The 26,789-nt window shown below is 45.9% G+C and carries 28 protein-coding genes; 17 read left to right on the forward strand and 11 right to left on the reverse strand.

What is annotated here, in order from left to right; translation table 11 throughout:
• Positions 1-88 precede the first annotated feature (88 nt).
• Positions 89-520, reverse strand: coding sequence for a GNAT family N-acetyltransferase (locus EKG38_RS20505; protein WP_126522582.1), 432 nt, complete (start codon positions 518-520; stop codon positions 89-91).
• 128 nt (positions 521-648) lie between these two features.
• Here EKG38_RS20505 and EKG38_RS20510 point away from each other — a divergent pair, with 128 nt between their 5' ends.
• The 6 genes from EKG38_RS20510 (at position 649) to EKG38_RS20535 (ending at position 7,430) form a co-directional block, all read left to right on the forward strand.
• Positions 649-1,044: a SirB2 family protein gene (locus EKG38_RS20510; protein WP_126522584.1), complete on the forward strand. Its 396-nt coding sequence runs from the start codon at positions 649-651 to the stop codon at positions 1,042-1,044.
• Positions 1,044-1,832, forward strand: coding sequence for a transglutaminase family protein (locus tag EKG38_RS20515; RefSeq protein WP_126522588.1), 789 nt, complete (start codon positions 1,044-1,046; stop codon positions 1,830-1,832). Before EKG38_RS20510 ends, EKG38_RS20515 begins: the two co-directional genes overlap by 1 nt.
• Positions 1,833-2,126: 294 nt before the next feature.
• Positions 2,127-3,380, forward strand: a complete 1,254-nt coding sequence (locus EKG38_RS20520; RefSeq protein WP_126522590.1) for a DUF819 family protein — start codon at positions 2,127-2,129, stop codon at positions 3,378-3,380.
• A gap of 154 nt (positions 3,381-3,534) precedes the next feature.
• Complete coding sequence (gene kdsA / locus EKG38_RS20525) at positions 3,535-4,383, forward strand: 3-deoxy-8-phosphooctulonate synthase (protein WP_012143784.1); 849 nt, start codon at positions 3,535-3,537, stop codon at positions 4,381-4,383.
• 439 nt (positions 4,384-4,822) lie between these two features.
• On the forward strand, positions 4,823-6,361 hold the full coding sequence (locus EKG38_RS20530; protein ID WP_126522594.1) for an AbgT family transporter: 1,539 nt from the start codon (positions 4,823-4,825) through the stop codon (positions 6,359-6,361).
• A gap of 196 nt (positions 6,362-6,557) precedes the next feature.
• On the forward strand, positions 6,558-7,430 hold the full coding sequence (locus EKG38_RS20535; protein WP_126522597.1) for a DMT family transporter: 873 nt from the start codon (positions 6,558-6,560) through the stop codon (positions 7,428-7,430).
• Positions 7,431-7,486: 56 nt separating this feature from the next.
• Here the strand turns inward: EKG38_RS20535 and EKG38_RS20540 are convergent, their stop codons facing one another.
• The 5 genes from EKG38_RS20540 to EKG38_RS20560 all read right to left on the reverse strand — a co-directional run bounded on the left by EKG38_RS20540 (position 7,487) and on the right by EKG38_RS20560 (position 11,648).
• Positions 7,487-8,152, reverse strand: coding sequence for a phosphatase PAP2 family protein (locus EKG38_RS20540; RefSeq protein WP_126522599.1), 666 nt, complete (start codon positions 8,150-8,152; stop codon positions 7,487-7,489).
• A 201-nt stretch (positions 8,153-8,353) separates the two neighbouring features.
• Positions 8,354-8,458 carry a MetS family NSS transporter small subunit gene (locus EKG38_RS20545; protein WP_126522602.1) on the reverse strand — a complete coding sequence of 35 codons (105 nt, stop codon included), beginning with the start codon at positions 8,456-8,458 and terminating at the stop codon, positions 8,354-8,356.
• On the reverse strand, positions 8,455-9,942 hold the full coding sequence (locus EKG38_RS20550; protein WP_126522604.1) for a sodium-dependent transporter: 1,488 nt from the start codon (positions 9,940-9,942) through the stop codon (positions 8,455-8,457). The genes EKG38_RS20545 and EKG38_RS20550 overlap by 4 nt, the downstream gene beginning before the upstream one ends.
• 214 nt (positions 9,943-10,156) lie before the next feature.
• Positions 10,157-11,089, reverse strand: a complete 933-nt coding sequence (locus EKG38_RS20555) for a ketopantoate reductase family protein (RefSeq protein ID WP_126522607.1) — start codon at positions 11,087-11,089, stop codon at positions 10,157-10,159.
• Positions 11,090-11,207: 118 nt separating this feature from the next.
• On the reverse strand, positions 11,208-11,648 hold the full coding sequence (locus EKG38_RS20560) for a VanZ family protein (RefSeq protein WP_439332672.1): 441 nt from the start codon (positions 11,646-11,648) through the stop codon (positions 11,208-11,210).
• 102 nt (positions 11,649-11,750) lie between these two features.
• On the opposite strand from EKG38_RS20560, the gene EKG38_RS20565 reads away from it, so the two are divergent.
• Positions 11,751-12,236 carry a YajQ family cyclic di-GMP-binding protein gene (locus tag EKG38_RS20565; protein ID WP_126522609.1) on the forward strand — a complete coding sequence of 162 codons (486 nt, stop codon included), beginning with the start codon at positions 11,751-11,753 and terminating at the stop codon, positions 12,234-12,236.
• Between the two features lie 76 nt (positions 12,237-12,312).
• On the opposite strand, the gene EKG38_RS20570 is transcribed toward EKG38_RS20565, so the two are convergent.
• The 4 genes from EKG38_RS20570 to EKG38_RS20585 form a co-directional block, all read right to left on the reverse strand.
• The gene (locus EKG38_RS20570; protein WP_126522612.1) at positions 12,313-13,749 is read right to left on the reverse strand and encodes an AmpG family muropeptide MFS transporter; all 1,437 of its coding nucleotides are present in this window, start codon (positions 13,747-13,749) and stop codon (positions 12,313-12,315) included.
• A 161-nt stretch (positions 13,750-13,910) separates the two neighbouring features.
• Positions 13,911-14,237, reverse strand: a complete 327-nt coding sequence (locus EKG38_RS20575; protein WP_012143775.1) for a hypothetical protein — start codon at positions 14,235-14,237, stop codon at positions 13,911-13,913.
• 84 nt (positions 14,238-14,321) lie between these two features.
• Entirely contained in the window at positions 14,322-14,906 is a 585-nt protein-coding gene (locus tag EKG38_RS20580; protein ID WP_126522614.1) for a peptidylprolyl isomerase, read from the reverse strand.
• A 57-nt stretch (positions 14,907-14,963) separates the two neighbouring features.
• The gene (locus tag EKG38_RS20585; RefSeq protein WP_126522617.1) at positions 14,964-15,530 is read right to left on the reverse strand and encodes a YajG family lipoprotein; all 567 of its coding nucleotides are present in this window, start codon (positions 15,528-15,530) and stop codon (positions 14,964-14,966) included.
• Positions 15,531-15,788: 258 nt separating this feature from the next.
• Between EKG38_RS20585 and EKG38_RS20590 the strand changes: the two genes are divergently transcribed.
• Together EKG38_RS20590 and EKG38_RS20595 are read left to right on the forward strand one after the other, a co-directional pair.
• The gene (locus EKG38_RS20590; protein WP_185826923.1) at positions 15,789-16,835 is read left to right on the forward strand and encodes a DUF2804 domain-containing protein; all 1,047 of its coding nucleotides are present in this window, start codon (positions 15,789-15,791) and stop codon (positions 16,833-16,835) included.
• Between the two features lie 351 nt (positions 16,836-17,186).
• A complete protein-coding gene (locus EKG38_RS20595) occupies positions 17,187-17,750 on the forward strand; it encodes a porin family protein (RefSeq protein ID WP_126522622.1) in 564 nt (187 codons plus the stop codon).
• 160 nt (positions 17,751-17,910) lie between these two features.
• On the opposite strand, the gene EKG38_RS20600 is transcribed toward EKG38_RS20595, so the two are convergent.
• Complete coding sequence (locus EKG38_RS20600; RefSeq protein ID WP_126522625.1) at positions 17,911-19,149, reverse strand: methyltransferase; 1,239 nt, start codon at positions 19,147-19,149, stop codon at positions 17,911-17,913.
• Between the two features lie 120 nt (positions 19,150-19,269).
• On the opposite strand from EKG38_RS20600, the gene EKG38_RS20605 reads away from it, so the two are divergent.
• The 8 genes from EKG38_RS20605 (at position 19,270) to EKG38_RS20640 (ending at position 26,786) form a co-directional block, all read left to right on the forward strand.
• A complete protein-coding gene (locus EKG38_RS20605) occupies positions 19,270-19,908 on the forward strand; it encodes an alpha-ketoglutarate-dependent dioxygenase AlkB family protein (protein WP_126522627.1) in 639 nt (212 codons plus the stop codon).
• A gap of 148 nt (positions 19,909-20,056) precedes the next feature.
• Positions 20,057-20,560 carry an ACT domain-containing protein gene (locus tag EKG38_RS20610; RefSeq protein ID WP_126522630.1) on the forward strand — a complete coding sequence of 168 codons (504 nt, stop codon included), beginning with the start codon at positions 20,057-20,059 and terminating at the stop codon, positions 20,558-20,560.
• A 197-nt stretch (positions 20,561-20,757) separates the two neighbouring features.
• Complete coding sequence (locus tag EKG38_RS20615; RefSeq protein WP_126522632.1) at positions 20,758-21,057, forward strand: BolA family protein; 300 nt, start codon at positions 20,758-20,760, stop codon at positions 21,055-21,057.
• A 718-nt stretch (positions 21,058-21,775) separates the two neighbouring features.
• The gene (gene luxS, locus EKG38_RS20620; RefSeq protein WP_126522635.1) at positions 21,776-22,285 is read left to right on the forward strand and encodes an S-ribosylhomocysteine lyase; all 510 of its coding nucleotides are present in this window, start codon (positions 21,776-21,778) and stop codon (positions 22,283-22,285) included.
• Positions 22,286-22,833: 548 nt separating this feature from the next.
• Positions 22,834-24,168 carry a Na(+)-translocating NADH-quinone reductase subunit A gene (locus tag EKG38_RS20625; RefSeq protein ID WP_126522637.1) on the forward strand — a complete coding sequence of 445 codons (1,335 nt, stop codon included), beginning with the start codon at positions 22,834-22,836 and terminating at the stop codon, positions 24,166-24,168.
• Positions 24,168-25,367, forward strand: coding sequence for an NADH:ubiquinone reductase (Na(+)-transporting) subunit B (locus tag EKG38_RS20630; RefSeq protein ID WP_126522642.1), 1,200 nt, complete (start codon positions 24,168-24,170; stop codon positions 25,365-25,367). Before EKG38_RS20625 ends, EKG38_RS20630 begins: the two co-directional genes overlap by 1 nt.
• Positions 25,360-26,154: a Na(+)-translocating NADH-quinone reductase subunit C gene (locus EKG38_RS20635; RefSeq protein ID WP_126522645.1), complete on the forward strand. Its 795-nt coding sequence runs from the start codon at positions 25,360-25,362 to the stop codon at positions 26,152-26,154. The genes EKG38_RS20630 and EKG38_RS20635 overlap by 8 nt, the downstream gene beginning before the upstream one ends.
• Positions 26,154-26,786 carry an NADH:ubiquinone reductase (Na(+)-transporting) subunit D gene (locus tag EKG38_RS20640; protein WP_126522648.1) on the forward strand — a complete coding sequence of 211 codons (633 nt, stop codon included), beginning with the start codon at positions 26,154-26,156 and terminating at the stop codon, positions 26,784-26,786. The genes EKG38_RS20635 and EKG38_RS20640 overlap by 1 nt, the downstream gene beginning before the upstream one ends.
• Positions 26,787-26,789 lie beyond the last annotated feature (3 nt).

Consider the following 26,789-nt stretch of genomic DNA (forward strand, 5'->3'; position numbering starts at 1 on the left):
AAGCGTAGCTTGATTAACCAAAAGATACTTGAAACTTGCTATCAGACAAGTGAATCAAAGCTAAATATAAGATGATAATGGCTTATTTCTAAGCCACCAGATTTTTGACCATAAAGTATTTGCAGCCGGTTTTGGGGTAGGCTACTTGGGTCCATTGCAGTGTGTAGCCTCTGGCTTCGTAGAAGGGGCGGGCCTGGAAGTTTAGGGTGTCGAGGATGGCGAAGATGCAGCCGCGCTCGATGGCTATGGCCTCGGCTTCTGCTAAAAGCTGGCTGCCTATATTCTGCCCTCTTAGTGTCTCACTTACCCATAGGTTGTCTATCTGCAACCAGTTACCGAATGTTCGGGCCGAGAAGCCAGCCAATAACTCACCTGCTTCGTCTTCGAGTTTGAGTCCAAGAGATAAACGTTCTGAGACTTCCCAGTTCTGCCAGTTGAACTCGGCAATCTTATTTTCGACGGCGTTGGCAAATTCTTTGCTATCGTCGAGTGTAAAGTTAGTTGTGAAAGTCGGGGTCATTAGCGTTTCCATATTGATTGCCTGTTTGTAGAGATTCTAACCGTTTGAAGAGATTCTGACCATGATATTGGTGATGGTGGAGGGGATCGGGTACACTACCGCCTTTGTCAGCCAAATAAGAACTATTAATGGAAACTTTTTACAGTCTTTATCCGGTGATTAAGCATCTTCATTTGACTCTGGTTGCGGCTAGCGTCTTGTTTTTTCTGGTACGTTTTGTATTACACCTGCGTCAATCTCCAATCATGGAGAAGAAGCTGGTTAAAATCGCTCCCCATGTGATCGACACCTTCCTGTTGCTATCAGGCTTGCTCCTTTGTGTTCTTATTAAGCAGTACCCTTTTGTCGATCCTTGGTTATCAGAAAAGTTAGGGGCTGTTGTTGCCTATATCTTCCTTGCGACAATTTCGATGAAGGCACAAAAAGGTACTTTGTTCAAAGTCTTTGCGGCTCTCGGTGCGATTGGCTGGGTTGTTTACGCTGCTAAATTGGCTATGTTAAAACAAGCGATGCTGTTGGGATAATGACAACTTTTACATTGAAAGAGACGATTCAACTTCCCGAATCGGCATTTGAAATTACCGAACATTTGGGATTCTCCAAGGTCGAGTCCGCTAAGTGGGCTTGGCTTGAGATCGCCGGTGCAGTATTGAGCCATTATGTTGTGGATAGACATGCTAGATTAGATGGCTTATTGCACTGGTTCTATCAAGATCTCGGCTTTTGTGCCCGAGAGTCTTATTTCAGTGTTGAGGCTGCCGATCTCGGTGCTTGTGTTACCACCCGTCAGGGAAACAGTACCACGTTGGCGACAGTGCTTATGTTACTGGCCAAACAGTTGGATCTTAACCTTGAGCCTCTTCTGCTTCCCGGAACCACCGTTCTTTGTAGCCGAATCGACGATGAGGTCTGTTATATCGATCCCCTGACCGGCGATCGACTTAACCGCCATCAACTGCATGCTTTGGTGAGGGGGGAGCTGGGCAATGGCGCGCCTTTTAAGCCGAGTTACTTAAAACCTGCCAGTCTAAAGCGCTTGATATCGAGGATGATACATGAGCTTAAGGCCGGTAGTATCGTCTCGCATCAGTTTGAGCCGGCGATGGAGTGCTGTAACTTGTTATTGCAGTGGCATGAAGACGATCTGAATCTTAATCGTGAACGTGCCTTTATCGCTCAGCAGTTAGGTTGTATCAGTGTGGCGGCTGCTGATCTGAAACATTTTGTCGATAACAGCCCTCATGATCCTGTGATTGAGTTAGTTAAGATGCAATTGAAAGAGCTTAAAGAGGAACAAGAGGTCTATCATTAGCCTCTACTCGAGTCATCGAAAGATGCAGCAAGGTGAGAAGTGGATAAACATAGGGTTGATACAGTAGTACAGGTAATTTAAATTCTATAAATTAAGAATGAAAATCTTGTACTGCACTCTTCTCTGTTTTACCACTTCTGGTTCAGTTGCAAACCGTTCGTAAACAATTCGATAAATTTCATCCGAAAACACCATTTATCAAAACGCCAAGCACGATAACAAGAACGATAACGATAACGATAAAACTAAAAATAAAAAATAATCAAGAAATGCCAGTTAGGGAGATAACACCGAATGAGTAGTACTGCTTTAGTGACGAATGATGCCACAGGTTTAGGCTTGTTGGCTGTGATTTTAGGTTTTGTATTCTATACGAGTAACAGTAAACACCCCTTCTGGAAGAAGTTCTACAAATTCATTCCGGCGTTATTGATGTGCTATTTCCTGCCATCACTACTTAATACGTTTAATATCATTGACGGAAATACTTCTCAACTTTACTTCGTTGCATCTCGTTACCTGCTACCTGCGTGTCTGGTTCTGCTGATCTTAAGTGTCGATCTAAAGGCTATTCTCTCTTTGGGGCCAAAAGCGATCATCATGTTCCTGACCGGTACGGTTGGTATCGTGATCGGTGGGCCCATTGCTCTGCTCATTATCTCCAGCCTTAACCCCGAAATTATCGGTGGTCATGGACCCGAAGCCGTTTGGAGAGGAATGACCACGCTGGCAGGCAGCTGGATTGGCGGCGGTGCCAACCAGGCAGCCATGAAAGAAATTTATGAAGCGGGTGGTGACATCTTCTCTATCATGGTGACCGTCGATGTTATCGTGGCCAACATCTGGATGGCTGTGTTGCTGTTTATGGCATCTAAAGCCAAGCAGATAGATAAGAAGACCGGGGCCGATACGAGTGCTATCGAGAGACTCAAAGAAAAAGTTGAAAAGTACCACGCCGAGAATGCACGCATTCCGAGCTTAAATGACCTGATGATGATCGTGGCGGTTGGTTTCGGTGTCACAGGTTTAGCCCATGTTTTTGCCGATTTCCTTGGCCCATTCTTCGAGGCCAACTACCCATGGACGCGTGACTATAGCCTGACATCTAAGTTTTTCTGGTTAATCGTAACTGTGACTAGTATTGGTCTCGCCATGTCATTTAGCCCGGTTCGTCACCTTGAAGCTGCCGGCGCATCTAAGGTGGCATCTGCGTTCCTTTATATTCTGGTCGCAACCATCGGTTTGCATATGGATGTGTCAAAACTTGCCGATCCCGATAACCTTTGGTACTTCGCGATCGGTATAATATGGATGATGGTTCATGCGAGCTTTATGTTGATCGTGGCTAAGTTGATCAAGGCCCCGCTGTTCTACATGGCGGTAGGTAGCCAGGCCAACGTAGGTGGTGCCGCATCGGCGCCCGTAGTCGCTGCGGCATTCCATCCGGCCTTAGCCCCCGTGGGTGTGTTACTGGCGGTATTAGGCTATGCTGTTGGAACATATATGGCGTGGATGTGCGGACAGATCTTGCAGATCATCGCGACCTAACTTTTAGATTCTAGGTGCTAGGTGCCAGCTTGTAGCTTGTTATCTATACTCTGGGTGTGTGGCATGCTGTTAGTGGGTTGGGCCGCAAAGTAGACGTTAAACCAAATTGATTCATGCCGATGCATCGCCTCGGCTCTTTAAGAGAGAAGTTTTAATGAGTAATAAAATCATAGGTCTGGGTTCAATCGAGATTGCAAACGATAAACCTTTTGTGTTGTTTGGCGGTATGAATGTACTCGAGTCGCGCGATTTAGCAATGAAGATTGCTGAAACTTACGCAGAAGTGACTCAAAAGCTTGGTATTCCTTATGTTTTTAAAGCGTCTTTCGATAAGGCTAACCGCTCTTCAGTAAATTCATACCGTGGTCCGGGAATGGAAGAGGGGTTGAAGATCTTCGAAGAGATTAAATCGACCTTTAATCTTCCTCTTATCACCGATGTGCATGAAGTACACCAGTGTGCCCCTGTGGCAGAAGTGGTCGATATCATTCAACTGCCGGCTTTCCTTGCTCGCCAAACCGATCTGGTTGTGGCGATGGCTAAAACCGATGCCATTATCAATGTTAAGAAACCTCAGTTCTTAGCGCCTCACGAGATGCGCCATATCATTACTAAGTTCAATGAAGCCGGTAACGATAAGATCATCTTGTGTGAACGCGGCAGCAGCTTTGGCTATAACAACTTAGTGGTTGATATGTTGGGCATGGATGAGATGAAGCAGTCCGGTTATCCGGTGATCTTCGATGCGACTCACGCACTACAGCGTCCGGGCGGACGTTCCGATAGCGCCGGTGGTCGTCGTGCTCAGGCGACAGAACTTGCCCGTAGCGGTATGGCACTTGGCTTGGCTGGTCTGTTTATCGAAGCACACCCAGATCCTGATAATGCCAAGTGTGATGGCCCATGTGCGCTGCCACTTCATCAGTTAGAAGCGTATTTGACTCAGATGAAGGCAGTCGATGACCTGGTTAAATCATTCGATGCGATTGATACCAGTAAGTAGCACTCGCTAACGCTCTATTTTCAAAGCCCCTGTAGATACCGGGGCTTTTTTTTAGCTGCTTTTTTAATACCAATTGTATTAAGTACCTGACCATTCAGCGAGAGTTCAAAGCTCTGTAGGCAAGTAGGATGGTTGAAGCTAATAGTTATTCTATATCGAAAGCATCCAGTGCAGCATAAAGGGCTTTGAAGCTCGCACTACGTGAGTCTCTCAGGCTTCCCACTTCTGCTTTGCATTGACTTAAAAGGCCGAGTTCTACAACCAAGAGCAGCATTTCCTCATCAATGCGCCTTGAATTGGTTAATTATTTAATGCAACTGGTATAAAAGATTAAGGTTGATTACAGAGTTCATCTGTATCCTGCTGCGACATAAAAAAAGTCGCGCCCGCTTTTTGTCGAAAAGTCTGGAGTGCTTAATTAAGTAGAGGGTGATGAACTATGGCAAATGAACAGGCAGCTCCGGGTATACTCGGGCGGGTGTTGGATGGAATTGAAAGGGTCGGTAATAAACTACCTGATCCCGCAATGCTATTTCTTATTTTACTCTTTGCGGTGTGGGGGTTATCGGCACTGCTGTCTGGTATCAGTTTTGAGGCCATAGATCCCAGAACCAGTTCACCTATAGAAGTTAAAAACTTGCTGAGCGCTGAGGCGTTGACTCACTTTTTAACCAGCATGGTTACCACCTTCACGGCCTTTGCACCATTAGGCGTGGTGTTAGTCGCTATGTTAGGTGTCGGTGTTGCCGAGCATTCAGGCTTTATCAATACCGCACTTAAGAAGATGCTTAAAGTCACCCCGCTTAAGTTTTTAACGCCTGCAGTTGTCTTGGTGGGGATTATCTCTCATACCGCTACCGATGCAGGTTATGTGGTGGTGATCCCGCTTGCCGGGGTGATTTTCTTTACCGTAGGTCGTCACCCGTTAGCGGGTATTGCGGCAGCTTTCGCCGGCGTTTCTGGTGGTTTCTGTGCTAACTTTATTCCGTCAGGTATCGATCCGCTACTGCAAAGTTTTACTCAGTCGGCAGCGCAAATTGTTGACCCTGATATTCAGATTAACCCGTTGAACAACTGGTTCTTCGCCGCAAGTTCTTGTATCCCTATCGTGTTAGTTATCTGGTATTTAACCGATAAGGTACTTGAGCCCAGGTTGAATCGTACTCATAAGGTCAATACCGAAGAGGTCGATGTGCCCTCTATGGAAGAGAGCACACCTAAAGAGGAAAAAGCATTTCGCGTTGCCAGCCTGGTTATGTTGGCTGCAATTATAGCTTTCTTCTCGCTCACTGTTTCTGAAACCTCAACACTGCGTGATGCTAATGGGTCGCTCACCAGCTTCAGCGCCCCCTTAATGCAGTCAATTGTGCCCTTGATCTTCATCTTCTTTGTTATACCTGGGGGGATTTATGGTTATATTACCGGCACCTTTAAAAATTCTACCGATGTCGTTCAAGCCATGTCTAAGTCGATGGGCGGAATGGCTCACTATATCGTGATGGCATTTTTCTGTGCTCAATTTGTGGCAGCATTTTCTGCATCAAACTTAGGAGCGCTAATCGCGGTTGAAGGGGCAAGTGGTCTTCAGGCGATGAATTTGTCTGCTGAAGTGACCATAGTGGGTATGATCATCTTAGTCGCCTTTGTGAATCTGTTTGTTGGGTCATCATCGGCTAAGTGGGCCTTAATTGGTCCGGTGCTGGTACCTATGTTAATGCAATTGAATATCAGCCCGGATCTGTCACAAGCGGCTTACCGTGTCGGTGATTCCAGTTCCAATATTATTACCCCATTAATGCCATATTTCCCACTTGTCGTTGTCTATTGTCAGCGCTACGTGAAGAATATCGGTATCGGAACCCTCATTTCAATGATGTTACCGTTTAGTCTTTGTTTGCTTGCATTGTGGAGTAGCTGGTTACTGATTTATTGGTCGATTGGTATGCCACTAGGCTTGGGGGCCAGTTACACATATTAGATATTGACCCATCTGCCAGCTATCTGAGGATGCTACCAATATTAGATTAAAGCCTCGAATTTTCGGGGTTTTTTTATGTATTATTACTTTGACTGATAATGAGTATATTTAACTTTCCTCTGTTCTTGGTCGTTTGATTCAAGCCGATGGGATATTCTTAGCGCCTATTTTAAGCTTTCAGAAGTGGTCGATCTTTATGTGGATCTTGTTTACCTTTCTGGCCGCCTCCATGCAGGCCTGGCGTAATGCGTTTCAGAGCCAACTGAGTAGAGAGGTGAAAGTCGCCGGAGTCACTCTGGCGCGATTTCTCTGGGCCGGGCCCATAGCTGGGCTTTACCTGTTGATGCTCTATCTGTGGCAACCAGTAGAATTACCCGAGATCTCATTAGCCTTCTCGCTTTATGTGCTCGGGGCGTCGGCAATGCAGATTGTGGCTACGGCCTTGATGGTTAAGTTGTTTAAGCTGAAAAATTTTGCCGTTGGAGCCGGGCTTGCTAAGAGTGAGGCCTTAGTGGCTGCGATATTGGGGGTTCTCTTTTTCGGTACTCAGCTCTCTCTACTGGGCTGGCTTGGTGTGATGATCGGTGGCGTCGCTATTTTCCTGATGAGTAGCCGTCGGGGATTAAAGGATATCTCTTTGCAGACGGCCTTAATCGGGCTGGCTTGCGGCAGTGCATTTGCGCTGACATCTCTGTGGGTGCGTGAGGCGAGCCTGAATTTAGACCTACCTTTTCCTCACCGGGCCGCCTGGGTTTTACTCTTTGTGATAACGATTCAAACCATCGTGCTGTTGGCATATATCTATGCTTCCGATAAGCAGACCTTAACGGCACTCTGGCAGCGCCCCAAGCTGACCCTGCTGACTAGTACAACCAGCTGTTTGGGTTCCATTGGCTGGTTTAGCGCCATGTCTCTACAGGCCGTGCCCTATGTAAAGACATTGGGGCAGATAGAGGTATTTTTCACTTTGATGATTGCCATGTTCTGGTTAAAGCAGAAGGTCAAAATTAAAGAGGTATTTGCCTTAGTCTTGATCGCGGTTGCAGCGATACTGGTTATGTGGGGTTAATCACTTTTCTACTGGCTGAAACCTGTCTGGTAAAACTATACCAGAAAATGGTTTACCTAGAACAACCTAGGCCTGCAGCTTCTGCTGCTCGCCTTCTCAGTTACAATAATAACCATATGCGCGATAAATGTCCCCAATGTCGCACCAGCTAGCAAGTCCCCCAGATAGTGATAATTTTGCCCCAGTTGTCCGATAAATACTGCACACATGGTGGCTATCCAGAGCAGACGATAGCGGGGAAGGTGATACCAGAAGGTTGTCGCCAGTGCAAAGGTGAACAGGGCGTGACCCGATGGAAATGAGTTATAGGCGAGCCCCTCGGCGAAAGGGTGAAACCCTTCGATACGGTCGCTTATCCAGGAGGGGTTAGAGTTAACCCAGGTCTGAGGCCAAGTGCGGCCAAACAAGGCTTTTGCACTCACGCGCAGTATCGATGCCAGGATAAAGGTTGCCGCCAAGTTTATCGCTAACCATCTATATTGGTGACGTAGCTTAGGGACGATACAAAGCGCGACCGCAATAGCAGATAAGATTTCTAAAAAAAGGGGGGTATTACTCAGCAATTTGATCAATGAGTTGGCAAATGAATGTTGATAAATAAAGTCTGCCAGCTCTCGATCGATAAAATTCACGCTGACAAGTATGGCGATAAACATGGCGGCGTAAAATATCGCACTTCTTTTGAATGAATAAAGAAAGGCTGGGGTATGGGGTGTCGGCATCTTGATTCGTATTAACTGCTGGGGAAGTGAGGAGTAATTTAACTCGGATAAAAAATTGCTGCAACTGACGATGCAGGGAACCGCAAACAATCTGAATAGCTCGTTCGCCAGGATGTGCCCTATTTGGAGGGGATATCTAAAATTGAGACCCTGATAAGTCGCTAAGTTAAGCTGCTGTGCTAGCTATTATACCTATGGGTATTACTTAAGCTTTCGGGCTCTCATCGCTATCCCGATGCAAATTGCGGCGCCACCCCAAGTGATGGTAAGGGCCAGCACCAACATAATTATCGCTCCGGTACTCATAGTTCCTCCTTGTGATTGGATGCGAAGTTTATCAATATTGAGATAAACAACATGATGGCAATGAGCCCCCAACCTAAGAGTAGCTGGTCTGCTATCGGGTAATCACCATAACCATTATTGATAGTGTTGACTAAATTTCTGACGAGAATGATGCCCAACATTGCCGGGCTGATAAAGCGTAAACAGAGCTCAAACCATATGCCTATGGTGAATTCCGAGAGTCGATTGCTGTAGTCTCTTATATCGGCAATTTTAAATAGCCAGGTAAGGATGATGAGCTCAATGAAGCAGCTGAATAGCAGGGCGATATTATTAATAAAGTAGTCGATGAGGTCGAGCAGTAGCAGCCCGCCATTCGTGGCAAACGCCATGGAGATGATAAAGCCGCTACCGCATACTATCGCAGCCGCTTTTTTGCGGGGCAGGTGAAGCTTATCCATAATGGCTGAGGTCACGGCTTCAAGGATAGAGATATGGGAACTCAGACCTGCAACCACCAATGCGAAGAAAAATAGTGGACCGAGTATATAAGGTGCCGGGAGTAGATTAATGGCTGCGGGGATCGTTACAAACGCCAGCCCAACGCCGGATGTGACCACCTCAGTCAAAGGTTTAGCCTGCTCTTGTGCCATATAGCCAAGCACTCCGAATATCATGATCCCGCCCATGATAGAGAAACCACAGTTGATTAGCACTGTCATGAACGCGTTATTGTTGATATCCGACTTTTCAGGGAGATAGCTCGAATATGCGAGCATAATGGCGAAACCTACACTTAAGGTGAAGAAGATCTGCCCATAGGCTGCAGACCAGACCTTAGTGTCCAATATTTTGCTAAAATCAGGCTGAAAAAGATAGTTGAGGCCTTCGAGCGCACCGGGAAGAAATACAATTCGGCCTATCAAGACTAACACCATGATGAACAGTAGGGGCATCATAATTTTACTCGCGCGCTCTATCCCCCTCCTCACGCCGGTGAAAATGGCTAGGGAGGTAATGGCCCAGGCGATGGCCATCGGCAGGGCGATATGTGGTTGGAAAACCCCTAAGCTGGTGGGGGAGTTATCGCCAAGTTGCAGGTATTCATTGAAGAAGAAAGCGTTGGTGTCGGTTCCCCAACTCTGTGTAAATGAGAAGCCTAAGAAGGAGATAGTCCAGCCAATAATGGCCACATAGTACACCGCGATGACGGCGGCGATGAGAACTTGAAACCAGCCGAGCCACTCTAGCCTGAGCCCATAGTGTATGCCTAATCTCGAGAATACTTTGGGCGCGGCTCCGCGCAGTTTATGTCCGAGACTAAACTCCATTATCATAAAAGGGATACCGGCAGATATCATGGCAAAGAGGTAAGGGATAAAGAAGGCCCCGCCACCGTTTTCATAAGCCATATAGGGGAATCGCCAGATATTACCTAACCCGATAGCAGAACCAACAGCCGCGAGAATAAAGCCAATACGTGAGTTCCACTGCTCTCTTTGCATATGCTTTTTCCATAGTTTTCAATCTGCTTTCTCTTCTCATAATAGTAGACGAAAAATGAAGTGATGCACTCTGTCACTAAGTACTCACTCAATGTTCACTCAATAGAGCGGGGGAGTGGGAAATACAATGTGGTTAAAAGGGGCGGGGGGGAGATAAAAAATAGTGCTTCGGTATTCTTTATCGCCCACAGCTGTTGGCACTGATGTGATCAACTTATTTGAGGTAATCAGATTCCATATTTTTGACCTGCTCAAGGAGGCTTAAGTTCTCATTTACGGTTAAATTATGGTGTTGTGCTCTTTGAACCACAAAACCATTTATCGACTCGATCTCTGTCTTTCTCTTGTTCAGGACATCTTGATGCATTGATGAGAAGTTGGCCGCTGTCAGCCCTATAACCTCGTATACCCGGTTAATGAGTGCTGACTTATCTAGCTCGATACCATCCGCTGATGCGACCTCAATCAACTCAGAAACAACCACAGAGATTTGCTGGCGATATTGTTCTTCGGCTAATTTTCCATTGCAACAGTCATGTATCGCAGTGAGAGGGTTGATCGCCGCATTGATGGCGAGTTTGTGCCAGAGCGAAGGTAAAATCGGCTCACACCATTGGCTGTTTGGAATGGCGCTTAACAAGCGTGTTCTTAACTCTTGGCTTAGCCGGGGACCGGTGAGATGTCCTAACTGAGTGCTTCCCGAGCCGGTTTGTTCTATGTGCCAGCGTTCGTGCTTAAGCGCCGCCTGAGAGGTGGTTCCTAAACTTAACCCTTGCCCATGGAGAAGCGCTGGTACCTCGAGATGAGGGCCCATACCGTTATGAAGCAAAAGGATATGACATTTTGGGGATAGCTTATCTATGATGGAGTTTAGCGCGTCACAAACCTGATAGGCTTTGACACAGACGATGAGGAGTCGAACCTGTTCAAGTAGTGGAGACACACTCTTAGGCGAGGCCAGTATGGCTGTCGATTCGGTTACCTCACCATCTAAAGCGGTAAAGGTAACTCGCTGCTGCCGTTCATTTTCTCTGGCGATGAGTAGAGGGGCATTTCCGTCGGTGAGCAGTTGTTGGTAGATGAGCTGACCCACGGCGCCGGCGCCCAGAATCGCAATGTTTTTTTCATCGACTAGTTGTTGACCCATGGATGCACTCTATTGTTTTAATCTGAATTAGTTTGCTTGGACTCGGTGAGCTTAGCTGCACGGAAATAACGAAAGTTGTTGACCCATGGATTCACCCTATTATTTCAATCAAATTAGTTTATTCGGATTCGGGGAGCTTTGCTGCACGGAAATAACGAAGGTAGCTCCAATGGCTTAAGTAGAACAGCATTACTCCGGCCATATCGGCAATGAAGTCGCCCACCGATGCGCTGCGATAAGGCAGTGTGGACTGAACCAGTTCAATGAAAACAGCATAACCGGCAAGAGTGAGAGCCAGATATTGCCATCTGGGTTTAAACGCTAAGTGGGTCAGGTAAGAGAGACAGAAGAAACTACCCAGGTGCCCAACTTTGTCCATATGGGGGATCAGTTGAGGGTAGTTGGGCCTGGAAAAAACCAGGTAACTGATGACTATCAGGGCTATGGCCAGCGCCAGTTTAAATATGTTTCGTCTTGATATCACTATGTCGATGGAAGTTTTGTTGTTTGTGCCATCATAGAAAAATGGTGGCAGATTGTCACCAAGAATATCATCCATAATTTGCAGTTAAGCAGAGATGTACTCTCGTTGATAAGGCTTCATATTTATTCCAGATACGTTAAACTAACCCCACAAAAAATATTGTAATAGGACACTAAAATGCCTTCAATGGATATTGTTTCTGAAGTCGATGAAGTTGAGCTGCGAAATGCCGTAGATAACTCAGTACGTGAACTGAAGAGTCGTTTCGATTTTCGTGGTAAGGAAGCGAGTATCGAATATAAAGACCATGTGGTCACGCTATCGGCTGAAGATGATTTTCAGTGTCAGCAACTGGTCGACATACTACGCATGCAGATGAGTAAGCGTAGTGTCGATCCGGCTTCCATGGATGTTGATGAAAAGGCGCTGCATAGTGGCAAGACTTTCTCTTTAAAGGTGCGCTTTAAAGAGGGCATTGAAACCCTGATCGCTAAAAAGTTAGTCAAGATGATTAAAGACAGTAAGCTGAAGGTTCAATCATCTATTCAGGGTGATTCGGTGCGTGTTACCGGTAAGAAGCGCGACGATCTGCAAGCCGTCATGGCATTGGCACGTGAGTCTGAATTAGGTCAGCCATTCCAGTTCAATAACTTCCGTGACTGACTCTTAGTTGTTAGCCTGTAACGTTAAAGCCCTCATCATGAGGGCTTTTTTGTTTTTTAGCTGTTTATCTGGGAAGTTAAGTCTGCCGCTCGGCTGAGTCATGGGACTCGTCACTTTTTGTCTGCAGCTCCTGCTTTAATCTCTCGTCATGCCGGGTTCGCCTGTCTACCAAGAGCACTAACCATAGAACGGGTAAGCCGATAATACTGGCGCCAATGAAGAAGTTCACATAACCGTAGGCATCGACGTAGGCACCCGAGAAGCCCGCGATAAATTTCGGGAAAAGTAACATGATAGAGGAGAGTAGCGCGTATTGCGTGGCACTGTAGCCACTGCTGGTCAGACTCGAAAGGTAGGCAATAAAGGCCGCCGTTGCGATACCGGCACTGAAGTTATCGATGGAGATGACGACAGTTAACAGGGGGACGTTGTATCCCACCACTGCTTGGTAGGCAAACAATAGGTTAGTGACGGCGACAAGCAGGGCACCGACAAAGAGTATCTTCATGGTACCGTAGCGAGCCAGCAGCACGCCACCAAATCCAGCCCCGACTAAGGTCATAATCAGGCCATAAATCTTGCTGATGGCGGCAATTTCCGCTTTGGCAAACCCCATGTCGACGTAAAAGACATTGGCCATGATCCCCATGACGATATCAGATATGCGATAACAGGAGATGAGGAGTAAGATCAATATGGCGTTGCGACCATAACGTTTAAAGAAGTCCATGAAAGGCAATACACTGGCGGTATATAACCAAGATAGCGTACCAGCCACAGGTTTAGGGTAACGAAGGCTCAGATCCTGTTTTAGCTTTTGCTCCAGCTCATCGGCTTGTTTATTCTCGACTTCAGGCTCTTTGCTTAAGAGAGTGGTGAGAATACCTACCGACATGAGTCCGGCCATAATAAGGTAAGCCGTCTGCCAGGAGACTAGGTTGTATTCGTTATTCCCCGGGTCAACCCAGGCGGCAATCGTCAAGGCCCCTGCAGTGGCGAAAATCATGGCACTACGATAACCAACTTGATAGGCGGCCGCTAATGCAGCCTGCATCTTCTCCGGAGCGGATTCGATACGAAAAGCATCGATAACGATATCTTGTGTGGCCGAGGCAAAGGCGACCATTAAGGCAAACAGGGCAAGGCGTTCCAGATCTTGCAGCGGATCGCTAAAAGACATGCCTAAAATGGCTGCGACGAGCAGCATCTGTGCAAATAGCATCCATCCTCGTCGCCGTCCGAGTAAGCGAGTAAAAATAGGTAACGAGAGTCTATCGACCAGCGGTGACCAGGCCCATTTGAAGCCATAGGCGAGGGCTATCCAGCTGAAATAACCTATTGCGGTTCTGTCGATGCCGGCCTCTCTAAGCCAGAATGAGAGGGTTGAAAAAACCAGCATTAATGGTAAGCCTGCCGAAAAACCAAGAAATAACAGAACCAAGACTCGTTTATGACAGTATATGGAGAGCGCATCTTTCATGCGGGAATAATTAGAGCCTAACGCTGGGGACATAGATACATTTCAAGAGGGTCATTAATGCTAGCTTAAGGGGGGGAGTCGTTTGGTTCAAGATAAAAATAAAAAAGCCCAGACAAGTTTGTCTGAGCTTTTACTGCCGTAAAACATAAAGTAAGAATAAAACAATCATATAAATGATTTCAGTTTTATACCCGTTAAGAGTTAGGTCTATTCCCTATACATCCCTTAGGTATTTGGCCGCCTATGCTCAGATAATCACAGCATTCATCAATCTGCTTACGCAGGTATTGATTACCACGTATCATCCAATCCGGCCATTTATCAAAGGCATGTAACAAGTGCCAGAACACTCTCTCCATATCTGTTTGCGCATCACCTTGATGATTGAACTGTTGCCACTCTTCAAGGACGTCCCATAGATAAAGCTGGACTTCATTAAAAGCGAGCTGATCGCTCAGAAACGCTTTTCCATATTCGGCCAGCTGGGGCGCTTTTTTATCGATGAACTCATCTGGGGTCATCGGTTCGCCTCCTTAATTACTGCTTAATTAGTATAGGACGATAAACAAGCTCTTGGGGGATATTGTGTTAAAAATATTGAACTATTACTTTCGGGGGAGTAGCGTCGCTTTCTTTAAGATGATCTCTTCTACAGGAAAGTCGGGCCAGTCCAGTTTTGAGTTATGTTCTGTTGCAACGCCAGCCATGACCGCAAGTACCTCTTCCCCCTCGGTTACTTCGCCAAAAACCGCATAGCCCCAGCGCCTGGAGGAGGGATCAAGTCGTTCATTGTCACCGACATTGAAGTAGAATTGGCTGGTGGCCGAATGAGGCTCGTTATCACGGGCCATGGCGATAGTGCCGAATGAATTTGATAAACCATTTCCCGATTCGTTAACGATAGGTGCATCGTATGGCTTCTCTTCCTGTTTGAGATTTAATCCACCTCCCTGAACAACGAAGTCGGCGATCACTCGATGAAACAAGGTATTATCATAGTGTCCCTTCACGACATAGGTCAGAAAGTTATCAACTGTGATGGGGGCTCGCGTTCTGTCTAATTCGATAACTATCTTTCCCATGCTGGTGTCGAGTTGTACTTGCGGGTAAAGCGTATCGGGCTGAATGTCGACGGCAACCGCAGCCTGACTTAAACAGAGTATGAGTAGAGCATTAATCCAACGGATCATGGGGCTTCCTTGTTCTTGTTGTATCTATAGTCTTATGCGAGTTTTTATCGATGGGTATTACTGTTGAATAAACTGGTTCAGTTCAGGATCATTAATAATATCGCCGCTTAATTGACCGAGAAGTTTATTTATCTCAAGTTCTAAGGTCGCAAAATCGGCACTAAACGGGCCCGATAGTGTTCCGCGAGCCGTGTAACGTTTCGTGAGCTCTTGGGTGCTGTTTTTAGCTATCACATTGATGATGATGTTGCTCTTAGCCTCGAATCCGAAGGTGCTCTCATTGACGTCAGTCAGTAACTGCTCTAATTGAAACTGTATATGTTGAACCGCACTGGGGTCGACTTGATAACCCGCTTGAGTGAAGCCCTTACGAAAGACGGCGTCTATCTGCCTTCTTGGTGCTTCAGAAGGGCTGACAAGCTTGGCCGCATCGCCTTCGTTGTTGAAGCGCACAATGAAATTGGCTGAGCGGGTATCGATAGTCTCTATGGCCAGATTCTGTCGCGACTGAGTTTGAGGCTGTACATGCGGAACTTGTGGCTCCAGAGCGATGTGACTTGGCGTTTGAGTCGCGCAACCACAAAGTGCGGTAGCGGCGGTTAACAATAAAAAGAGACGTTTCATTTTCTGGATTATCTTTATTTAAAATTGCGGAGTGTAGTGGCATCAGCATACCAGAAATGACTGCTGATGCCATCGTCTTTGCCTGTGCCATCCAGACCTCTGAATCTCTCCCTGTTTGTTATACCGATAGGAATTAATGTCTGAGTTAGGGACCATTCACGCTATTTCAGAATTATGCTTTAAATTTTACTTTCATCACGTTAGAGTAAAATTTGATAAATGCTCTGGGGACTAACGATGACGGCAAGCGGTTCAAAGGTGATAAATATCGAGAGTCAGACCGCTCCCGAGTGCTTGATGTCGAGTCATGGTACCCCACTCTTTGGTCATTTTGATGGCCCGGTGACCTCCTTGGGCCTCGAGCAATTCAATTATTTTAATGAAATGGATAAACCCGCCTCGAGGCTGAGTCGCTACTTTAACTATAAGCAGTTTCAATTTATTAATATCGTCACTCCCCGTTTCGTCATTGGTGTTGCCATTGCCGATATTCGTTATGTGGGCAGTGCATTTTGTTACCTCTATGACATCAGTAAAAATCGACTCACCGAAACGACCTGGTTGAAGCCATTGGGCAGAGGGTATGAATTGACGCCGTCTCCGATGTCAGGCGTTGCAAAGATGGGCAATAGGAGGGCGAAAGTCTCCTTTACGATATCTGACGGTGTGTGGCATGTGTCAATTTTGACGGCCAATATTCAGGCCGAGCTCGATCTTAATACCCCTGTATTGAGCTTACCTATGGCCATGTGTAACCCGACCGGATACAGCGGCTGGACCTATACGCAGAAGCATAACGGGCTCAAGCCTACTGGGGAGCTCACCATCGACGATGAACCTCAGCCCTTGAACAATGCATTAGCTGGCTATGATTTTTCCGCAGGGTATATGCGCCGAGAGACGAGTTGGCGTTGGGCTAGTATCAATGCCCATACCCATGATGGTGTCCTGGGACTTAATTTAGCGGCTGGGGTTAATGAAACCGGTTGTAATGAGAATGTCTTCTGGGTTAACGGTGAGCGGCACCTGTTAGGGCCGGTGCACTTCATCTTTCAACGGGTAACCGGAGTTGAGAGTCACAGGCAGGCCCAGACTTCATGGCGTATCTATTCGGATAATGGTCAGGTTGAATTAAGTTTTAATCCCGTCAACTGCCGGCAAGAGAAGCTTAACCTATTGCTGTTAAAGAGTAACTTCAGACAATATTTGGGGTATTACTCCGGCTATATTATCGATAATTTTGGTAACAAGCATATTATCGACAATCTACTGGGGCTCACCGAAGACCATTTCGCCCGCTGGTGATTGACTCGCTGGGCTTCCCCCCCTTATTTGCAAGTTTCACTACCATGACAAATTAACCTTTCCTTATTTTGGTCATGCTTTGTGGCTTAACTTCTTGGCATCATAATTTCGCCACCGGATATTCAGCATCCAGGCTTACCATTTCTGGTTTACCATCTCAGGTTTGTTCAGCTTAGGTACAGCTTCTGTCTCTACTATTGCGGCATGTCTGTTACCTGGTTGTTTCAAGGTTGGCCGAAAGCCAACAGATGTATCGCTTTGTTTCTGGCAATCTAATGGCTATTAGATAACAGGCCTGTATTCGAAATAAATTAATTAAAAGTTAAAGCATTATAAATTAAGGAATTAACCATGACGAGATTGTTGTTGGTGATCGGCTGCCTGGTGAGTGTAGGCGCCTATGCCGGTGATTCAAATCATATTGTCGGAGGCAGCCTAGGTTTCGGTGTGCAGGATTTTGAATCCGGCTCCGGGCAGGAAACCGGCGGCGGAGATAGTTACGATATGGATGTGTATTACCGGTATATGTTTAATGATCACTTCGGCATTGAAACCGGGCTATTTGGTGGTACGGGTGGCGTAGTGACGGCTATAACAGGTTTATTCGCCGAAGTTGATAATATTAGCTATAAAGGGATACGAGGCGTACTTTACGGGCAAGTCCCGCTATCAGAAAGTAACCATCTCTATGCAAAGCTTGGTGCCAGTGCCAATCGGCTCCGTTACGATGTTTCACCTGTATTCAGTAGTGATGTGAGCAAGAGTGTCGAAACCAGCGGCAGCGACTTTTATGGCGCTGTGGGGTGGGAGGTACGGTTTCAATCTGGAATCGGGATGAATATCGAGTATCAATATGTGCCGGTTCAAGAGCTTAAGGTACAAAATTTTAATATCGGTATGAGCTACCGTTTCTAGATTGAACGCTTTATCTTTTTGCCGTCATTCTGAACGTGTTTCAGAATCTATGGCTCCCATGATTGGAGGAAGGAAGGTTTGAGGGCGGGAAGGCTCGCAGCCTTCCCGCTTTGTTCGCTCTTACTTACTTTTTCTTAGTTCTGTCTTTAACTCTCTGACCCTATTGTTTTGTTGCGCCATAGAGTGAACTTTGGGGATGAGGCGCTTCGGTCGAGGTCTCCTGGGTTTCATGGGGCTCGGCTTTCTTGCTTATCTTCTGCGCCTGCAAAATAACAAACTTACCGTTAGATGCGACTGTGGTGCAGTTTTTAAAGATACGCTGCAGTTTCACATGATAAGCCAGGTGACGGTTACCCACGACATGTAAAATGCCGCCATTTTTTAGTGCTCGCCAGGACTGGAGGAACATCTGCCAGGCGATATGATCCGTTATTGCTTCCCCTTGATGAAAAGGAGGATTACAGAGGATCAGTTCGGGGCGAATACCTTCATTGAGGTGAGTCAAACAATCATCCCAGCCAAAGGTGGCTTGCTCGCCGACAAGACCCTGTGTATCTAATTTATTCAATGCCCAGTTCTGTCTCGCCGATTCGACCGCCATCTCTGAATCGTCCACAAAATGAATATAGGCCTGCGGAAAGAGTTGCTTGGCATTGAGCCCCAATACGCCATTTCCGCAGCCCAGATCGATAATCGACTTGAAGTCACCCTTAGGCATGTTGTCGAGCATTATGCGGGCACCGATATCGAGTTTGCCGGAAGCAAAGACATTGCTGAGATTGGTGATCTTGAGGTTTAAGTCAGGAATCGACCATAGGTTTTCTTTTGGAAGCTCGCGGGCTTTTCCGTCCGCAATGCAGGTGATAACACGGGTCTTTTTCCAGGTCAGGCTGGCACTCGCCGGGCCCAGATTTCTAGCAAAAAGCTCAAGTAAAGATTTGTTGATCGATTTGGCTTTAGCGCCTATCAATACCTGGGTACCTTCTGGCAGGATCTGAGATAAACGGTTGAGCTGGTGGGCAAAATAGCCGAGGTTCTTTGGTAATTTCATCAACACCAACTCGATGGCTCCGGGGATATTTTCACGACTGTTTAGCCACTGAATATCATCTGAGCTGAGTTTGTTATTCTCTAAGTTTTGCAGCGTACCTAATTGACTGGTTTTAGCGTCGGTTTCGACGGCTAATGGCCATTGTGGTTCCATCGAACGCAGGCATGCTGTCAATGCTCCGAAATTATCATTGATGATAGCCGTAGCAACAGGCACTTGTTCAGTCTCTTTAAGATGTTTAATCAGGTGTTCATCGGCCGCATCCCAAGCCTGTAAATTCGATTCCTGATTTTTAGGATAACGAGTTAATTCGAGCTCGATACCTTCGACTGAAAATTGTGTTGTCATATGCCAAACTGCACCAATAAAATAAGGGCACGTATTATCGCAGATTTAGGCTGCAAGGTACATATGACTATTGCTTGCGGCTAGTATAGAGCTTATTGGGTTGAGGGATTGGAGAATGAGATGAAACAACAAGGTTTGAGATTCGATGCTCCTCAAGACTCAGGTGTTAATGCCCCAGAGCCACCGATTAAACTTATTCGGGGCTACCTTAACGAAGCACAACAGACAGCCTTATTGGAGGAAGCGAGTGCTTACCCTCTGTCCAGCCCCATTATTAAGGTCTATGGGAGGCAACATGCCATCCCCAGAACCCAAGCTTGGTTCGGTGATGAAGGGTGTGACTATCTCTACTCGGGTCTCTTTATTCATGCGCTGCCATGGCCGAAATATGCTCGTATGTTACAACAAAAATTGAAGCGCGACTTTGGTTTAAATGCCAATGGTGTTCTGGTCAACCGTTATGCCGATGGCACAGAGTCTATGGGATGGCATAGTGATAACGAGCCCGAAATAGCCATTGGCAGTGATATAGCCTCTGTGACGTTGGGGGCGACGCGTGACTTCTTTATTCGTCATAAATCAAGTCATCATAAGATTACTATTTCGCTTGAGAGTGGCGATCTGTTGCTGATGCAATGGCCGATGCAGAAGGAATGGGAACATAGTCTGCCTAAGCGAATGAAGGTTATGGAGCCCAGGCTTAATTTTACCTTTAGGACCTTAGTTAAAAATTTCCATAAAGAGATCACAACGGATTGAAAATATGTGCCAATATTAGGTTAGGTGACTTGTCTACTTTTATGTTATTCAGATCTCAATATTGACCAGATAAATATTCTAAGCTCAATCTGATAGAAGTAAGTATTGAATGTCATTCTGCTCGTTTTTTTAGCATAAGGAGTATCAAATGAAGAAGCTGTTTATTACTACCGTAATTGGGCCAATCACACCGGGTATAATCAAGTCTTTAGCTGAAGTGACTCGCAGTTTCGAAGGGGAGTGGCTAACGAGTAAAGTGATAAAAGTGGATGGTCACTTCTCAGCCATGATGAAAGTGGCTATCGCGCAGGAAGCAGAAGCTGAATTGAAAGCAAAATTCGAGTCAGAGTTCGCCGCGCTACGCTTTTTCTTCGACGAGGTCGTCACTGAAGCCGAAACAGTATCCACGGCGTTACATCTGACCCTAGATTGTGGTGACCGTGCCGGTTTGACCCGGGATATTGTCGATATACTCTCTAATTTAGATTTAGTTATTGAACATATGGAGTTTAATCGGGTACATGTGTCCACGATAGGGCAAACCGTTTTCTCTTCTACCTTGAATCTTGCAATACCGGAAGGGATAAGTACCGAGAGTGTTGTTGAGTTGCTGGAAGGCGTGAGCGAGGATGCAAGGGTCTCAATTTTATAAAGGTAACGGTCTTATAAAGGGTCAGAGTCTTATAGTCGTCACTCCTTATCCTCTTGAACATAGGGGTAAGAAGGGGACTGAACACCGGGACTTGAATATAGGGGCCTCAACATAGTGGAAAACGGGGGGAGTTGACCTTTTCCCCCCTAAGCAGTAATCTGCCGCCATAGCATTTATGTATCACTGAGAATATCGTTATGTCAGTAGAACAGATCATTACCGAAAAACTCACCGCGGCTCTGTCTCCATCTCACTTAGAGGTGATTAACGAGAGTCATAATCACCATGTGCCACCGAATTCAGAGACACACTTTAAGGTGATCATTACCTGTGGCTCATTTGAGGGCAAACGTTTATTAGCACGTCACCGTGCGGTAAATGAGGCTTTAGTGACTGAGTTTGAGAATGGTTTACACGCATTATCTATGCATACTTTTACGCCGACAGAATGGGCAGAAGAAGGCGACCTACCAGCCTCGCCGAAGTGTAAGGGCTAATACTGTTTAGTGAGATTGGTATAGCGGCTTGCTTCCTGATATACATAAAGGCCATAACGCTAATCGTTATGGTCTTTTCTTTATCTGGATCTCGTCCAGAGATAAGTGACACTTTATTTGGTGTTTAACTCCTCACTCCTCACTTATCACTCACTTCGTGTTTTCGACTCTCCATTATCTATCGCACCTATTCCTAACCACTATTTTGCTCATCCTGGCAAACACGCATCGATTAGCACTGGTTGAGAGCGGCGATAAACAACATATACCTGATAATACCAGTTGCATTAAGTACCTGACCATTCAGCGAGAATTCAAAGCTCTGTAGGCAAGTAGGATGATTGAAGCTAATAGTTATTCTCGGCAACAAGCTCCTGCGTTGCTCTACCTTCTGCATCCATGCAGTCGTATATCGAAAGCATCCAGTGCAGCATAAAGGGCTTTGCCCTTGGCTTTAAACATCAGTCGCACTACGTGAGTCCCTCAGGCTTCCCACTTCTGCTTTGCATTGACTTAAAAGGGAATAACCATTTTTTCATCAATGCGCCTTGAATTGAAAAACCTGAGGGGCTCTGAAGTGGTTAATTATTTAATGCAATTGGTATAACGGAACAGTATGAAAAGTCGTACAAAGTATGTGCTAGTATGCAGTTAAAAGAAGACGGATGTGCGTTGCTGATACCATTATCATCAACGCCACAACACTTGGAGACTAGATATGCCCTTACTTGATAGTTTTACTGTTGACCATACCCGCATGCAGGCCCCGGCGGTTCGAATTGCGAAAACCATGAAAACCCCAAAGGGTGACGTCATTACGGTTTTCGATCTGCGTTTTTGTGTACCTAATAAAGATATCTTAAGTGAAAGGGGAATTCATACTCTGGAACACCTTTATGCCGGGTTTATGCGTGATCATTTAAATGGTGATTCTGTCGAAATTATCGATATATCTCCAATGGGCTGTCGTACTGGCTTTTATATGAGTCTGATTGGCACTCCGGCAGAAGCTGATGTTGCCGAAGCTTGGCTTGCTTCTATGAATGATGTATTAAAAGTTGCCGAACAAGCTCAAATCCCCGAATTAAACGAATATCAGTGCGGAACATTTGATATGCACTCGTTAGAGCAGGCGCAGAGTATCGCCCGTTCAATTATCGCTGCAGGGATCAGCATTAATAAGAATGATGAATTGAAATTGAGTGACGAGATACTGAACGGATTATAAGCAATACTAAACCGTCATTGATAAAAAAGCGGCTTTGCCGCTTTTTTTATTCAGAAATTCTGTTTGAAATAATCAGCCAAAAAAATCGTGAGATTAGTAAGTTAGACCTATTTTACGCACTTAACTCACAATTGGGGTGGTTAAAAATCATCCGTTAATAGCGCTGGGGTTGTTCAATTAATAGGCGGTTAAACTTAAGTTAAAAATTGTTTAAAATTAACCTATTTAAGGGGAATCATCTCTTTTAAATGCTTGATAACCTTGCTAGGTCAGGGGCTGAATCGCTTTAGTAGTACCTGAATCAAATATAAATACTAAAGTGTGATCTTAGGCTGATTCTAAAAAACTTCATTATCCACTTAAAACACTCACATTTTTCATGGCGATACAGTGATATTTGCGGTAAAATGCGCGCGAACAGCGTGATTGCGGTCGCATTTCTGTAATAAATCTGCGCTAGCTCAATGAGATGGGTTTTGATGAAGACTTGTCATATTTAGCAGGAACGCGTCGCATTTTCTTTCCTTCATAACGTAGTGCTTGTGGATATGATTACAATAAAGAAAGGATTGGACCTGCCCATAGCAGGCGGACCAGAGCAAGTTATCCATAATGGCTCAGCCATTAAACGTGTAGCTACTTTGGGTGAAGAGTATATTGGCTTACGTCCTACCATGAAAATTAAGGTGGGTGATAAAGTTAAAAAAGGTCAGGTTATCTTTGAAGATAAAAAGAACCTTGGTGTTAAATATACTGCTTTAGCCAGTGGCACAATTTTAGAAGTTAACCGGGGCGCCCAACGTGTACTTCAGTCTGTCGTCATCGCTATGGAAGGGGAAGAGAGTGTTTCCTTTGCTAAGTTTGATGCCGCACAACTAGACACGCTTGACTCTCAACAAGTTCGTGACAACCTGATTGAATCGGGTCTGTGGACGGCGTTGAGAACTCGTCCTTTCAGTAAAGCCCCAGCTGTAGATTCTACCGCTGCCGGCATCTTCGTTACCGCGATAGATACTCAACCTCTTGCAGCCGACCCGGAAGTGGTTATCGGTGAGCATAAAGAAGATTTTGCCAACGGACTTAAGGTCCTGTCGAGATTGACTGAAGGTAAAGTTTATCTGTGTAAAGCGCCTGGAACCGATATTCCAGCTGCTAACGCGCAGGTAGAAGAGTTTGCAGGAGCACATCCAGCAGGTCTGGCCGGTACACATATTCATTTCCTATTACCAGCTTCAGTTAACAGAACTGTTTGGCATATAGGTTATCAAGATGTGATTGCGGTTGGTCAGCTATTTACTACCGGTGAGCTAAATACTCAGCGTGTGATAGCAATTACCGGCCCAAAGGCGGCTAAACCACGACTCGTACGTACTCAACTTGGCGCTTCTACCGCAGAGATCTCTGCCGGTGAAGTTACCGATGGTGAAGTACGTGTGATCTCTGGTTCAGTTCTTAGTGGTCGTACCGCTACTGGCCCACATGCCTATCTTGGTCGTTTCCATCAGCAAGTGTCTTTACTCGAAGAAGGTAGAGAGATGGAGTTTATCGGTTGGGCTATGCCTGGACCGAATAAGTTCTCAATCACTCGCGCTTTCCTTGGTCACTTCTCACCTTCTCGTTTGTTCAATATGACGACGAGTACCGGTGGTTCAGACCGAGCCATGGTACCGATTGGTAACTATGAGCGTGTAATGCCACTCGATATTCTGCCAACCATGTTGCTTCGTGACTTAGTCTCGGGTGATGCAGATGGTGCCGTTACTTTGGGCGCATTGGAGTTGGATGAGGAAGATTTGGCACTGTGTACCGTCGTATGTCCCGGTAAGTATGATTACGCCACTTATCTGCGTGACTGTTTAGATACGATCGTGAGGGAAGGCTAATGGGTCTTAAGAAAATATTCGAAACTATTGAACCGCAGTTTGAGAAAGGCGGAAAATATGAGAAGTTTTATGCGCTCTTCGAAGCGGCGTACACGGTTTTTTATACCCCAGGTCAGGTGAACAAAGGGGCAACCCATGTTCGTGATAATCTCGACCTGAAGCGTATGATGATCATGGTTTGGGCCTGTGTATTTCCTGCGATGTTTGTGGGTATGTATAACATAGGACTACAGGCTCAAATTGCTTTAGCTGCTGGCTTTGCCACTCCTGATGTTTGGCAGGTAAGTCTGTTTAGCATGTTTGGTACCGAGTTGAGTGCAAGTTCTGGCTGGCCGGCGCTAATGTGGTACGGGGCCTGCTTCTTCCTGCCTATCTATGCGGTTTCATTCGCAGTCGGTGGTATTTGGGAAGTCTTGTTTGCCTCTGTACGCGGTCATGAAGTTAACGAAGGTTTCTTTGTTACCTCAATCCTGTTTGCGCTGACACTGCCACCTAACATTCCTTTGTGGATGGTAGCACTGGGTATCACCTTCGGTGTGGTTGTAGCCAAGGAAATATTCGGCGGAACTGGCCGTAACTTCCTCAACCCAGCACTTGCTGGTCGTGCTTTCCTATTCTTTGCTTACCCTCTGAGTATGTCAGGTGACACCTCTTGGGTAGTTGCCGATGGGTTCACTGGCGCTACAGCATTGAGTCAAGCGGCTCAAGGTACTCTTGAGTTTGGCTTTAACCAAGATTGGTGGGATAACTTCCTGGGCTTCATTCCTGGTTCGGTCGGTGAAGTCTCGACCTTGGCACTTCTATTGGGTGGCGCAGTCATCGTTTATGCCCGTATCGCTTCATGGCGCATCATAGCAGGTGTAATGGTCGGTATGATTGCCGTCTCTATGCTCCTCAATGCAATTGGTAGTGATACTAACCCTATGTTTGCTATGCCTTGGTACTGGCACTTGGTACTCGGTGGTTTTGCCTTCGGTATGATGTTTATGGCAACCGACCCGGTATCGGCTTCGTTTACCAACCAGGCGAAATGGAGTTACGGGATCTTGATTGGTGCAATGGCTGTGTTTATTCGCGTCATTAACCCAGCATTCCCAGAAGGTATGATGTTGGCCATCTTATTCGCCAACCTGTTTGCACCGCTGTTTGACCATTTTGTGGTTCAGGCAAATATCAAGCGGAGGATCGCTCGTGGCTAGTAATAAAGATTCGTTCGGCAGAACTCTCTTTGTGGTTGTCGGTTTATGCTTTATCTGTTCGGTTTTTGTATCAACCGCAGCGGTATTGCTACGACCAATTCAGATAGAGAATAAATTGCTCGATAAGCAGAAGTATATTCTTGAAGCTGCAGGCCTTATCGATACTAAAGAAGCAAAAGTAGATAAAGCTGAAGTACTTGAGACTTACGCTAAGTTTGTTGAAGCTAAATTGGTTGACCTGAAAACAGGTGAGTGGGTTGAAGGTGATGCAGATTCATTCGATGCCGATAAGGCAGCGCGTGACCTGAAAAACTCATTCAAACCGCAAAATGATGTCGCATCAGTTAAACGTGTTGCTAACACTGCTGTTGTCTATGTGGTTAATGATGAGCAAGGTAAACCTAAGACACTCATCTTACCTATTAAAGGTTACGGTCTTTGGTCGACCATGTATGCTTTCTTAGCCGTTGAACCAGATATTAATACCATTAAAAGTCTGGTTTATTACTCATTTACCGGTTCGGGTGAAACACCTGGCCTGGGTGGTGAAGTACAAAACCCTCAATGGATGGCAAAATGGCACGGTAAGAAGCTCTATAACGAGCAAGGGGAGTTAGCGATTAAAGTTACTAAGCTTCCGGCTGTTGCTGCTTCTGTCCATGGTGTTGATACCCTCTCTGGTGCAACCTTGACGGGTAACGGTGTTCAAAACTCATTAGATTTTTGGTTAGGTGAGGAAGGTTTTGCTCGCTTTATCGAGAAAGTTCGTAAGGGAGGGCTGAGCTAATGGCTAACGCTAAAGAACTTAAGGAGGTCCTGTCGGGACCGATAGTGAGTAACAACCCGATTGCCTTGCAGGTATTGGGTGTATGTAGTGCACTTGCTGTAACCAGTAAGTTGGAAACTGCATTGGTTATGACGATTGCATTAACTGCCGTTTGTGCATTCTCTAACTTGTTTATCTCAATGCTACGTAACCATATTCCCAGCAGCGTGCGTATTATCGTTCAGATGACGATTATTGCATCACTGGTAATCGTGGTTGATCAGGTGCTACAGGCCTATGCCTACGATGTGGCTAAGCAGCTTTCGGTATTTGTTGGTTTGATTATTACTAACTGTATCGTAATGGGGCGCGCCGAAGCTTATGCGATGAAAACGCCACCAATGATGAGCTTTATGGATGGTATAGGTAACGGTATCGGCTACGGTGCTATCTTGCTGTCAGTTGGTTTTGTCCGTGAACTCTTTGGTAATGGTTCGCTATTTGGTGTCGAGATCTTAAGCAAGGTTTCAGACGGTGGCTGGTATCAGCCTAACGGTCTGTTATTGCTACCACCGAGTGCGTTCTTCTTAATCGGTACTTTGATCTGGATCATCCGTACTATTAAGCCAGAGCAAGTTGAAGCAAAAGGGTAAGCG

It is taken from the genome of Shewanella canadensis (assembly GCF_003966225.1).
In the GTDB taxonomy this organism is placed as follows: domain Bacteria; phylum Pseudomonadota; class Gammaproteobacteria; order Enterobacterales; family Shewanellaceae; genus Shewanella; species Shewanella canadensis.

Coding starts and splice junctions, on each gene's coding strand:
- EKG38_RS20555 (WP_126522607.1), bottom strand. CDS start 11,089: ATGGGTCAACAACTAGTCGATGAAAAAAACATTGCGATTCTGGGCGCC.
- EKG38_RS20580 (WP_126522614.1), bottom strand. CDS start 14,906: ATGATCCGTTGGATTAATGCTCTACTCATACTCTGTTTAAGTCAGGCT.
- EKG38_RS20520 (WP_126522590.1), top strand. CDS start 2,127: ATGAGTAGTACTGCTTTAGTGACGAATGATGCCACAGGTTTAGGCTTG.
- EKG38_RS20625 (WP_126522637.1), top strand. CDS start 22,834: ATGATTACAATAAAGAAAGGATTGGACCTGCCCATAGCAGGCGGACCA.
- EKG38_RS20530 (WP_126522594.1), top strand. CDS start 4,823: ATGGCAAATGAACAGGCAGCTCCGGGTATACTCGGGCGGGTGTTGGAT.
- EKG38_RS20560 (WP_439332672.1), bottom strand. CDS start 11,648: ATGGATGATATTCTTGGTGACAATCTGCCACCATTTTTCTATGATGGC.
- EKG38_RS20585 (WP_126522617.1), bottom strand. CDS start 15,530: ATGAAACGTCTCTTTTTATTGTTAACCGCCGCTACCGCACTTTGTGGT.
- kdsA (WP_012143784.1), top strand. CDS start 3,535: ATGAGTAATAAAATCATAGGTCTGGGTTCAATCGAGATTGCAAACGAT.
- EKG38_RS20610 (WP_126522630.1), top strand. CDS start 20,057: ATGAAGAAGCTGTTTATTACTACCGTAATTGGGCCAATCACACCGGGT.
- EKG38_RS20600 (WP_126522625.1), bottom strand. CDS start 19,149: ATGACAACACAATTTTCAGTCGAAGGTATCGAGCTCGAATTAACTCGT.
- luxS (WP_126522635.1), top strand. CDS start 21,776: ATGCCCTTACTTGATAGTTTTACTGTTGACCATACCCGCATGCAGGCC.
- EKG38_RS20630 (WP_126522642.1), top strand. CDS start 24,168: ATGGGTCTTAAGAAAATATTCGAAACTATTGAACCGCAGTTTGAGAAA.
- EKG38_RS20565 (WP_126522609.1), top strand. CDS start 11,751: ATGCCTTCAATGGATATTGTTTCTGAAGTCGATGAAGTTGAGCTGCGA.
- EKG38_RS20505 (WP_126522582.1), bottom strand. CDS start 520: ATGACCCCGACTTTCACAACTAACTTTACACTCGACGATAGCAAAGAA.
- EKG38_RS20605 (WP_126522627.1), top strand. CDS start 19,270: ATGAAACAACAAGGTTTGAGATTCGATGCTCCTCAAGACTCAGGTGTT.
- EKG38_RS20595 (WP_126522622.1), top strand. CDS start 17,187: ATGACGAGATTGTTGTTGGTGATCGGCTGCCTGGTGAGTGTAGGCGCC.
- EKG38_RS20515 (WP_126522588.1), top strand. CDS start 1,044: ATGACAACTTTTACATTGAAAGAGACGATTCAACTTCCCGAATCGGCA.
- EKG38_RS20640 (WP_126522648.1), top strand. CDS start 26,154: ATGGCTAACGCTAAAGAACTTAAGGAGGTCCTGTCGGGACCGATAGTG.
- EKG38_RS20510 (WP_126522584.1), top strand. CDS start 649: ATGGAAACTTTTTACAGTCTTTATCCGGTGATTAAGCATCTTCATTTG.
- EKG38_RS20570 (WP_126522612.1), bottom strand. CDS start 13,749: ATGTCCCCAGCGTTAGGCTCTAATTATTCCCGCATGAAAGATGCGCTC.
- EKG38_RS20540 (WP_126522599.1), bottom strand. CDS start 8,152: ATGCCGACACCCCATACCCCAGCCTTTCTTTATTCATTCAAAAGAAGT.
- EKG38_RS20545 (WP_126522602.1), bottom strand. CDS start 8,458: ATGAGTACCGGAGCGATAATTATGTTGGTGCTGGCCCTTACCATCACT.
- EKG38_RS20575 (WP_012143775.1), bottom strand. CDS start 14,237: ATGACCCCAGATGAGTTCATCGATAAAAAAGCGCCCCAGCTGGCCGAA.
- EKG38_RS20550 (WP_126522604.1), bottom strand. CDS start 9,942: ATGCAAAGAGAGCAGTGGAACTCACGTATTGGCTTTATTCTCGCGGCT.
- EKG38_RS20535 (WP_126522597.1), top strand. CDS start 6,558: ATGTGGATCTTGTTTACCTTTCTGGCCGCCTCCATGCAGGCCTGGCGT.
- EKG38_RS20615 (WP_126522632.1), top strand. CDS start 20,758: ATGTCAGTAGAACAGATCATTACCGAAAAACTCACCGCGGCTCTGTCT.